The sequence below is a fragment of the Leifsonia sp. GW821-FHT13C09 genome (assembly GCF_058806435.1).
This window is the reverse complement of the sequence record NZ_JBXAPS010000005.1, coordinates 311,067-320,342: the sequence shown is the minus strand read 5'-3', so window position 1 is coordinate 320,342 and position 9,276 is coordinate 311,067. Positions and strand designations below refer to the sequence as shown.

The following is a 9,276-nucleotide window of genomic DNA, read 5'->3' as shown; positions in this document are numbered from 1 at the left end:
ACTACCCCTCACGTTGACTGCGTAGCCAAGCTCATTCTCGAAGAATGTTCGTTACACCACTCCACGGGACTTGACCGAAGCAGGCCAGCTCGTTCGCCCCGATTACCAAGGACATCATGCTGGCGGTAAATGCGAAGCAGCCCGGGGTGAAGCCGCAGAACTGGATCGGGGTTCAGTACGTCGGCATCCCCCAATTCCAGGACATCGGCAACCAGATCTCGCAGGGCTTGGCCGACACGATCGCCGGAAAGCAAGACGTGCCGACCTTCCTCAAATCTGCCGAGCAGATCGCTCAACAGGCTGGGGACCAGCAGAAGAAGTAACTCGCACCTCCAGTCATCAGGGGGTGGTTAGGGCGTCAGCTCTGCCACCCCCTCCCCTCTTCTGAAAGGACCGCATCATGGCAACTACTGTGCTGGACGATGCCATCCCTGTTGTCACAGTTCGTCGCGCGCGAACGTCTAAATCGCTGTGGACCTCTCGTGCGCTGCTTTGGCCGGCACTCACCGTCTCTCTCGTGCTGACACAGATTCCGTTCCTGGCAACGATCTTCTATTCGTTTCAGTCATGGAACTTGCTGCAAGATCCGGGGCCCGCCTTCGCCGGTTTGCGAAACTACGTCACCGTTTTCACGAATGGCTCATTCCTGTCGTCTTTTCTCGCGACAGCGCTGATCACTACGTCAACCGTCATTGCCGCGCTGTTGCTGGGACTCGGGTTCGCCATCCTGCTGGACAGGAAGTTTTTCGGCCGCGGCGTGGCTCGAACCTTGATGATCACACCATTTCTCGTCATGCCCGCCGCGGCGGCCCTGATCTGGAAGTGGTCCATGCTCGACGCCAGCACCGGGTTCGTGAACTGGGCGCTCGGCCTGCTCGGTATTCCACCGGTCGCCTGGGGAACGGACGCGCCCGTCGCGTCAGTGGTGATTGTCCTGACCTGGCAATACACTCCATTCTTCATGCTGATTCTCCTCGCGGGACTGCAATCACAACCGCGGGAGATTCTCGAGGCCTCAAGTGTCGACGGGGCCGGGCCCGTCCAACGCTTCAGCCTGATCACACTGCCTCATCTGCGCTCATATATCGAAATAGCCGTACTTCTCGGATCGATTCAGCTCGTGCAAGCTTTCGATCCGATCGCGATCATGACCCGCGGTTCAGGTGGGACAAAAACCCTGTCGTACTTGCTCTACGAGCGCGCGTTCGTCGGTCTCGACGTTGGCGAGGCGGCGGCATACGGAGTGATCACCGTCCTGGTCACGATCGCAATCGCGAGCCTCGGGCTGAGGCTCTTGTTCTCCATTTTCGCTGAAGGTACAAGCCGCTCATGACATCTACCACGACGAACGGTCGGCGCCGAAAGACGCGCCAGCTCCCACTTCGCGTACTCACGCTCATCACCTGGGGCCTTGTCATCCTATTTGTGTTCCCGTTCTTGTGGATGATCATCACCGCTTTCAAGCCAGAGGGGCAAGCGGCCACTAATCCGCCGACATTCTTCGCCGCGTGGACGCTAGACAGCCTCGCTGCAGCATTCGAGCGGGACATGGCACCGTATTTGATCAATTCGGCGATCGCGTCAATACTCTCGACCGCCCTGGTTCTGCTTCTCGCCGTGCCGGCCGCGTATGCGTTGAGTATTCGGCCAATCAAGCGAACCCGCGACGCCCTATTCTTCTTTATTTCGACGCGGTTCATGCCGCTTGCCGCAGCCATAATCCCGATCTATCTGCTGCTTCAGAGCGTCGGAGGGCTAGACAACATCAACGTGCTGAGCATCTTGTACGTGGGAATGAACCTTCCGATTGCGATCTGGATGATGAGGTCGTTCTTCTCCGAGGTTCCGTTCGAAATAATCGAGGCAGCTCAGGTGGATGGGGCAAGCGTAAGAACAGAGCTGTTTCGTGTCGTCCTGCCCATCGTCCTTCCAGGTGTGGCAGCGGCCGGACTAATCTGCTTCATATTCGCTTGGAACGAGTACTTCCTTGCGACCATCCTGACCTCATCGACTGCGGGCACGACCCCGCCATTCCTCACAAGCTTCGTGGACGGACGAGGCCTTTTCCTGGCAGTACTCTCGGCTGCATCGTCGCTGGCGATTCTGCCGGTAGTCATTGCGGGGTGGGTCGCTCAGAAGCAGCTCGTACGTGGCCTGGCAATGGGCGCCATCAAGTGAATCCCCGGCCTACCGGACTCAAGTTAGTGAAAGATGGAGTCTGAGAGTGACACACGAACTAGCCCCAGACTCCGAACTCAAGAGCCAGACACGGATCCAATCCGTCAGCCGCGCCATCCAGATCCTCCTCGCTGTCGCGGAAGCCGAAGGCATCCATGCCAAGGACGTCGCCGAACGATTCGGACTATCCCTTCCAACCACGTACCACCTTCTGGCAACACTGACGGCAGAGGGAATGGTGACCAAGGACGAAGCTCGCTCCTTCCACCTCGGGCCTCGAGCCGGGCTTATAGCTGACGCATATGCACGCGGAGACGTCGTGCCAGCCCGCTACACCCGTGCGCTGGAAGCGCTTGCTCTCGCCACAGGCGAGACGACCCACCTTAGCGTCTGGCGGAATGGCGCTGTGAAAGTACTCGCGACGGCCGAAGGCGCCTATGCCGTCCGCGTTGTGGGGCTGAATACTGGCTACTCGGAAAGCGTGCACGCGCGAGCAAGCGGAAAACTCCTTCTCGCTTTCGCCTCGCCTGAGATCAGGGATGCCGCCATATCGCGCATGAAATTCTCAAAGCTGACCCCGAACACCATCTCAAGCAAGAAGAAATTCTTGGATGAGCTCGAGACGATCCGAGAGCGGGGCTATTCCTTCGATCGCCAAGAGTTCCAGCTCGGCGTCGACTGTGTCAGCTTCCCAATTTTCCAAACGAACCATGTCGCGGCGTGCATCACTGTGTCGTCCCCCTCCCCACGCTTCCTCGATACCGAGCTGGAGCTGATACGCCAAGTCGGAGACGTCACGTCGCAACTAAGTAACGCATAGCTCGCGGGTGGGACGCCTTCGGCATCCTGCTCCTTTGGTATTCTTTCCGATCCGGCAGTCGATCATAGCGAGCTCCGTCGGCTCCGTTCCCTGCGCTCGCTATTTGCACACTCGCTCGCTTCGCTCCCTGTCTTAGCAAACCACTCCCTCCGGGGCACTGCGCCGCCTCCGCCCGCTCTCGATCTTTGTGCCGGAACGGCAGGAAGAGCGATCAGGAGGGCAAGATCATGGTCAGCAAGATCACAACCCGGAGCGCGGAAGTGCGACGGAACGAGGCGGAGGCACTGCACGCGTCGATCGTGGAGCAAGTCCAGCAGCTAGCCGACAGCGCCCAGTGGAAGGCATTCCTAGAATTCGCCCGCTCATTCCACACCTACAGCCTGAACAACCTCCTGCTGATCATGTCGCAGAATCCGGGAGCGACCATGGTCGCCGGCTTCCGGCAGTGGCAGAACAAGGGACGACAGGTACGCAAAGGCGAGAAGTCGATCAAGATCTTCGGGTACCGGGAGAAGAAGACCAGCCGCGATGAAGACAACGGGCACGTGACGAGAAAGCCCGCGCCAAGACCAAGGCAGACACGGAAGCCGAACTGACCGCGCGCGGGTACACGATCCTCGAAAACGATTCCGGCTACTACGACACCGAGTACACCCGCATCACCGAATTGCTCACCACCGACGACCTGCGCGTCACCGTCGAACAGATCGAGAACATCGACGGTCGCTCCGCCCACGTCCGCGTCTACGCAGACGGCGACGCCAACATCAGCTACTTCATCAAAGATGTTAAGGCGGCAGGCTTCCACACGTGCAGTGGCAGCTAGGCCAAGACCGGGCCCATGTCCGGTGAGCAGAAGGCCGAACGCCGCACCCTGATCGCCAACAACAAAGCCTGGGCATCGGGCGAGGTCGTCCGCCCGCGAATGGCTCGGCGCGTTCTGGTCTCGCAAGTCGCTGCCAAAGGATGCTGGTGTGGTGATCGCCAGGGCCTCACAATCCACCGGCAAGCGGTCAGCTCCGCCACCCGGGATGGCAACGAGCTCGCCCACCAGCTGCTCGGCTCGAACTCTCCGGCTACTACGAGGCGGACAAGCCCGCCGTTCTCGTCGAGCAGACCCGGGCCAGCGCGCAGCACGTCGCCCTCGCGATCGTGCTCGCCGCCTGCGAGTCCGTCACCAACAAGCAGACCTGGCGCTCACCCTCCCCCACCGACGCTGACTACTTCGCCCAGCTCGCCGCGTGGGGGTACACCCTCAGCGACCTCGAACGGATCGTCACCGTCGATACCGAGAACGTGACGCCCCAACCCAGCGAAGCTGCGACAGTCGACTGAGCTGAAGGCCGGGTCCCGCCCTTCATGGACGGGACCCCCTCCCCTCAGCTAAGGCCGCCAATAGGCGGGGCTGCCATCGTCGGAGCGATGTCCGGCTGACGCAGCTTCGGCAGTCGGCTTAGCGACACGAACGGCACACATGTCGCCTCCGCCGTGACCGCGGCGAGCAAGCCGATAGGCGTGTGCGGGTCCGCTGCGATCGCCCACCCGTCCACCGCGTACCGGTTCACTGTGTCCACACACTCCCTCTTCTCCTCAGGATTCGGCGTCGCCGAGCCGATCACCCCGATCAGCCCGCCCTGCAGTTCCGGACCCAAGTTGCTCGCATCAATAACGAATACCCGCATCGTGATCACTCCCCTATCGATCGACCCTTCTATGGGTCTGTGTCAAATCAGCGGGTGTTGGTTTGGTTGTCCCGCCGATCAGTTTTTTTGCCGTTCCGGCAGAGAGATCGAGAGCGCGTGGAGGCAGCGCAGTGCCCGGAGAGGAGCGGTTGCTAAGTGGAGGGAGCGCAGCGAGTGGAGTCTGCAAATAGCGACCGGAGGGAACGGAGCTGGCGGAGGAAGCTATGATCGGCCGGCCGGAATGGCGAAAACACGGTGAAAGAAGCAGCACGCCGTCAGGCGTTCCGAACAGCGGAATCAGCGCCGCCTCCGTGCGGCTCCACTCAGGGCCGGTGGCTCCCCCAGGGCCGGTGTTAGGCCATGACCGTGTTCAGCTGTCGGAAGAGTTGCCGGGCCAGGTAGCGTTTCAGGCTGCGACGGACCTCGCGGCGGCTTTTGCCTTCCGCGGTTCGTCGCTGCATGTAGTCCTGAGTGCCGCGGTCGCAGGTGAGCCGGACCCGGATGATGGTGTCCAACGCTCGATTCAGCTGCCGGTCGCCTTGCCGATTCAACCGATGCCTCGTGGTGTTGCCGCTGGACGCTTGCAGCGGGGCGGCGCCGGCGAGGTTGGCGAACGCGGCTTCGCTGCGGATCCGACCCTTGTGGGAGTAGGCGGCGATGACCTGAGCGCCGGTGACCGGGCCGACCCCGCGGATGCTCTGCAATCCGGGTGCGAGTTGCTCGACGTAGTCGGCCAGCGCTGACCGGTTGAGCTCGAGCTGCTGCGTCAGTTCGATGATCGAGACCGCAAGCCGCCGCGCTTCTTGACGGATGGTAGTCATCGGAGCATCCTCTGCGGGTCGTCGTCTCCAGCCAGCGATCTCGCGGATCTGCCCGTCGGTGAGTGGCTTGCGGACGTCCATTCCGAGTTGGAAGCTGCGCATCAGCGCGGTGAGGGCGTTGCGGTCCGCGGTCCGTCGCCCATCCAGCGCTTGCCTGGCCATCAGCAGAACCCTCAGCGCGGCGCGGATCCCGTCCGAGCGCGGCGCCGCGAGCCGCTCGACATCGGTAGCAAGAGCGGTGCGTGCTGCGGCGACCGCGTCGATCTCATCCGACTTCCCGCGGCCCGCGCGCGACGCCCGTTTCGGTGGACGGACATCACAAACGCTCAGGCCCGCGTCCTGAAAGACCCGCGCAATGACAGCGCCATAAGAACCGGCCCCTTCGATCGCGACCAGCAGCCGGCCGGCAGCGCGGCGATGCATCCAGGCCAACGCCCGGCTGATCCCGGTCGGTGAGGCGGGGAACATCGCCGAGTCGATCACCCGGCCGGTGTCCGCGGCCAAGACCGCGTAGGTGTGGGTCTTGGCGTGAGTGTCCACGCCCACCACATAGTCGTATTCATCGGTCACGGTCGTCACCGATTCGCCCCTCTCCCCTGCTCAACGGATGATTCATCACGTCGGTCAGAAGTGTTGCGAGGCGCATCTCTAACGAGTCACGCAACCCTAGAACGCCGGGAGCGGACGACCTTCTATGAAGCCATCGGAACAGACAAACCGACATTCAGCCCCCAGCGCGCGGACGGGTCGATCGGAAGGCACCACCTCACGGCAGGCCAGTTTTTCTTGGAGTCACGCAGCGCCAGGGCCGAAGGTCAGTCTGTCAGCCAGCCTCAGACCAACCACTGATCATTAGAGTTTTTCTTGCCGTTCCGGCACAAAGATCGAGAGCGGGCGCAGGCAGCGCAGTGCCCGGAGGGAGTGGTTGCTAAGCGCAGAGAGCGCAGCGAGCGGAGTCTGCAAAAAGCGAGCGGAGGGAACGGAGCTGACGGAGCTCGCTATGATCGGCTGCCGGATCGGAAAGAAAACTGATTGGAAACAGCACGCCGCAGGTGTTCCTCCCAGCAAATGACTGCGCCGCCTCCGTGCGGCTCCGCTTGCCGTCCCGGGACCGATGACCGCTCGCCACGAGTCCGGGCGTGCGGCGCCGGGATGGCTTTCCGGCTGTCAGTCTCAGATCAAGACTGAGGCAATCAGCCCGTCGGTCAACGGGGACGAGCTACTATCGGCCGACGAAGGACCAACGAACGAGAAGTACAGCGCCGCGGCAAACGGCTACATGTGTAGCCTTCGTGGCGCAGGTAGATCTTCCAGCCGATCTCCGAGGCCGCTGGCCGCGTACCTGGGGCGATGCCCGCTGAAGCTTCCGCGTAAGTCACTAAGCCCGTTGACGTAATGCGCCGAAACGGGATCGTGCACGAGAACCAAGCCTTACTGGGCGAAGAGGCGCGTTGCCAGATCCTCCTGGGATGCTGACGTCAGAATTCGCTCCTGTCGGGCGCCCAGCGCTAGAAGCCCATCTTCTTCAAGAACTCGACCATCGCTTGGAATTGCGGCTGCGGGTCGGTCCCTAGAAAGACGTGGTGAACGCCGGGGAGAATGACCAATTCCGCGCGGACCCCGTGTGCGGTTAGGGCATCTCTCAATAGCAGGCTCTGCTCGACCGGAACGACAAAGTCTGCGTCACCGTGAATAAGGAGGAACGGAGGGGCTTCGGAATTGACATAGCTGAGCGGTGACGCAACACGACGGCCGAACGCTTTGACGAGTGGTGAGTCGGCCAGCAGAACGTCGAGAGGATCGTCGGCATCGACCTGGATCACCCCGCGAAGTTCGTCCGGGAACAGATCGCCAAACTTGGGCATGTCCTCGACGTCGGAAATGCCATACAGGTCCACCACCGCTGATACGCGGCTGTCCGCGCCACGGACCCCCTCGGTCCCTTCAAGGCCAGGGTTGCCGCGGGCCAATCCGGCCAAAGCTGCCAAGTGGCCCCCAGCCGACTCGCCGGCCACTGCGATGCGCTCCGGATCGAGTCCGAGATCGGCCGCGAAGCGGCGCACGTATCGGATGGCAGCCTTGACATCGTGCAGCTGCGCGGGGAACGGCGCTTCCGACGAATGTCGATAGTCGACCGACACCACGGCGATGCCACTGTCCACGAATGCTTGGAAGAGGGTGCCAGCTGGCCATTCGAGAGGCGGATGTTTGCGGCTTCCGGAGACGAAGCCGCCGCCATGGATCCAGACCACCGCCGGCGCGGGACCGTCACCTCCGACCGGAACGAAGACATCCAATTCGAGGGGACGATAGCCGTCGATCATCGCGTAGGTGAGGGCCCGAAACTCGTTCGCCCCAGAGGGACGATGCGCCTCGAGTTGGGTTGGACTTAGATACGGCTGATTTTCTGGGGGGCCGCCGATCAGATCAAGGATGGTCATCGCGCGAGCCTAGTCGCCCTCGAGGGCCGGAAATTCGTCGGGGAGGAGCGCTGACAACACGGTGTCCACGATCTCGTTGGGAGCCTGGTCCACGCTGACCGCAAGGCCGCGTTCGTCTGCGTCGAGCGCTTCCAAGGTAGCCAGCTGAGACGCGAGCAGTGACGACGGCATGAAGTGGTCACGACGAGACGCCATGCGCCTGCTGACTATCTCTGCATCACCGACGAGCTGCACGAAGACGAGATCCGGCGACATGGCACGAAGTCGGTCGCGGTATGTGCGTCGGAGCGCCGAGCAGGCGACGACGACGCGCGGATTGATGTTCACCAGGAGGCCGATACTGTCCAGCCAGGGCCACCGGTCCTCGTCGGTCAGGGGGACGCCGGCACTCATTTTGTCGATATTCGCCGGCGGGTGGAGGTCGTCCCCATCGATGAAACGATACGAAAGGCGCGAAGCCAGCAGTGCGCCGATCGTCGACTTCCCGCTCCCACTCACGCCCGCGACGATTATCGGGGACATGGCGTCGGCATCCATCACGGCAGGACCGCCAACGGGTTCACTGGCGATGCGGACCCGCCGTCTATACGCAGAGGTGCGACGATGAGCTCGAACACCGTGGCGCCCGCGGCACTGAGAGCTCGAAGGTCGAGGTTCTCAAGAATGGGTATCCCGTTGCGGTACAGGAGTTCCGCATGCACCTCCAGGGGCTGGTCGGAGGGCACACGTTCAAAGGGGATTGTGTCAGTGCCGGTGAGTGCGACCCCGAGTTCGACGATCAGCCGCGCACCGGACGGGTCCACCCCGGGAATCGGGCCGTCGCCGTATGCGTACGGATCATCGACAAGGGTGTCCCACCCGGTGCGCACCAGCAGCGCGTCGCCCGGCTTGGCGGTGATTCCGAGGTCGGACAGACTCTCCCGGATCACATGGGCATCGACGACGAGGTCACGGTCGACGACATCGACACCTCGCAGCCTGGGCAGATCGAGAAGCACGCCACGACCGACGAACGGCGGCAATGGGTTTCCGCCGTGGAAGGCGTCCTTTGTTCCGACGTGCAACAAAGAGTCCATGTGCGTGCCGGTGTGGCTACCCATCGAGATCGAGTCCGACATCGCCAGAATAGTCGTTTCCGTCACGCGCTCTGCCGGATCGAACGGTTGATAGTCGTAGTGAACCGAACGTTCGAAGGGCGGCGCCACGGGCCCGGCTGGCGCTGCAGGCGTCAGCGGATGGCCGAGCTCGATGATATGGGAGTTCATATGTGCCAACTCCCATCGGCCGCCTTCAGAAAGGCACAGCGCGGACGCATGGAAATGACCCGGATGCTG

General features: G+C 62.2%; 12 protein-coding genes. 7 read left to right on the top strand and 5 right to left on the bottom strand.

The features are described from left to right. Positions 1–146 precede the first annotated feature (146 nt). From AC1ROW_RS17320 to AC1ROW_RS17290, 7 genes are all read left to right on the top strand, one after another. On the top strand, positions 147–323 hold the full coding sequence (locus AC1ROW_RS17320) for a hypothetical protein (RefSeq protein WP_493020129.1): 177 nt from the start codon (positions 147–149) through the stop codon (positions 321–323). A 77-nt stretch (positions 324–400) separates the two neighbouring features. Then, entirely contained in the window at positions 401–1,333 is a 933-nt protein-coding gene (locus AC1ROW_RS17315) for a carbohydrate ABC transporter permease (protein ID WP_493020128.1), read from the top strand. Further along, positions 1,330–2,178, top strand: a complete 849-nt coding sequence (locus AC1ROW_RS17310; RefSeq protein ID WP_493020127.1) for a carbohydrate ABC transporter permease — start codon at positions 1,330–1,332, stop codon at positions 2,176–2,178. Before AC1ROW_RS17315 ends, AC1ROW_RS17310 begins: the two co-directional genes overlap by 4 nt. Before the next feature lie 46 nt (positions 2,179–2,224). Further along, the gene (locus tag AC1ROW_RS17305; protein WP_493020126.1) at positions 2,225–2,998 is read left to right on the top strand and encodes an IclR family transcriptional regulator; all 774 of its coding nucleotides are present in this window, start codon (positions 2,225–2,227) and stop codon (positions 2,996–2,998) included. 227 nt (positions 2,999–3,225) lie between these two features. Continuing rightward, the gene (locus AC1ROW_RS17300; protein ID WP_493020125.1) at positions 3,226–3,594 is read left to right on the top strand and encodes an ArdC family protein; all 369 of its coding nucleotides are present in this window, start codon (positions 3,226–3,228) and stop codon (positions 3,592–3,594) included. Between the two features lie 71 nt (positions 3,595–3,665). Beyond that, positions 3,666–3,824 (top strand): hypothetical protein, encoded by a 159-nt coding sequence (locus tag AC1ROW_RS17295; RefSeq protein ID WP_493020124.1) that lies wholly within the window; start codon positions 3,666–3,668, stop codon positions 3,822–3,824. Positions 3,825–4,150: 326 nt separating this feature from the next. Further along, positions 4,151–4,333 (top strand): hypothetical protein, encoded by a 183-nt coding sequence (locus AC1ROW_RS17290; RefSeq protein ID WP_493020123.1) that lies wholly within the window; start codon positions 4,151–4,153, stop codon positions 4,331–4,333. Between the two features lie 44 nt (positions 4,334–4,377). On the opposite strand, the gene AC1ROW_RS17285 is transcribed toward AC1ROW_RS17290, so the two are convergent. The 5 genes from AC1ROW_RS17285 to AC1ROW_RS17265 all read right to left on the bottom strand — a co-directional run bounded on the left by AC1ROW_RS17285 (position 4,378) and on the right by AC1ROW_RS17265 (position 9,207). Further along, the gene (locus AC1ROW_RS17285) at positions 4,378–4,689 is read right to left on the bottom strand and encodes a hypothetical protein (protein WP_493020122.1); all 312 of its coding nucleotides are present in this window, start codon (positions 4,687–4,689) and stop codon (positions 4,378–4,380) included. 344 nt (positions 4,690–5,033) lie between these two features. Continuing rightward, a complete protein-coding gene (locus AC1ROW_RS17280; protein ID WP_493020121.1) occupies positions 5,034–6,080 on the bottom strand; it encodes an IS110 family RNA-guided transposase in 1,047 nt (348 codons plus the stop codon). A gap of 929 nt (positions 6,081–7,009) precedes the next feature. Continuing rightward, positions 7,010–7,942, bottom strand: coding sequence for an alpha/beta fold hydrolase (locus AC1ROW_RS17275; RefSeq protein ID WP_493020120.1), 933 nt, complete (start codon positions 7,940–7,942; stop codon positions 7,010–7,012). A gap of 9 nt (positions 7,943–7,951) precedes the next feature. After that, complete coding sequence (locus tag AC1ROW_RS17270; protein WP_493020141.1) at positions 7,952–8,479, bottom strand: gluconokinase; 528 nt, start codon at positions 8,477–8,479, stop codon at positions 7,952–7,954. Next, positions 8,479–9,207, bottom strand: a complete 729-nt coding sequence (locus tag AC1ROW_RS17265; RefSeq protein WP_493020119.1) for a cyclase family protein — start codon at positions 9,205–9,207, stop codon at positions 8,479–8,481. Before AC1ROW_RS17265 ends, AC1ROW_RS17270 begins: the two co-directional genes overlap by 1 nt. Between the last annotated feature and the right edge of the window lie 69 nt (positions 9,208–9,276).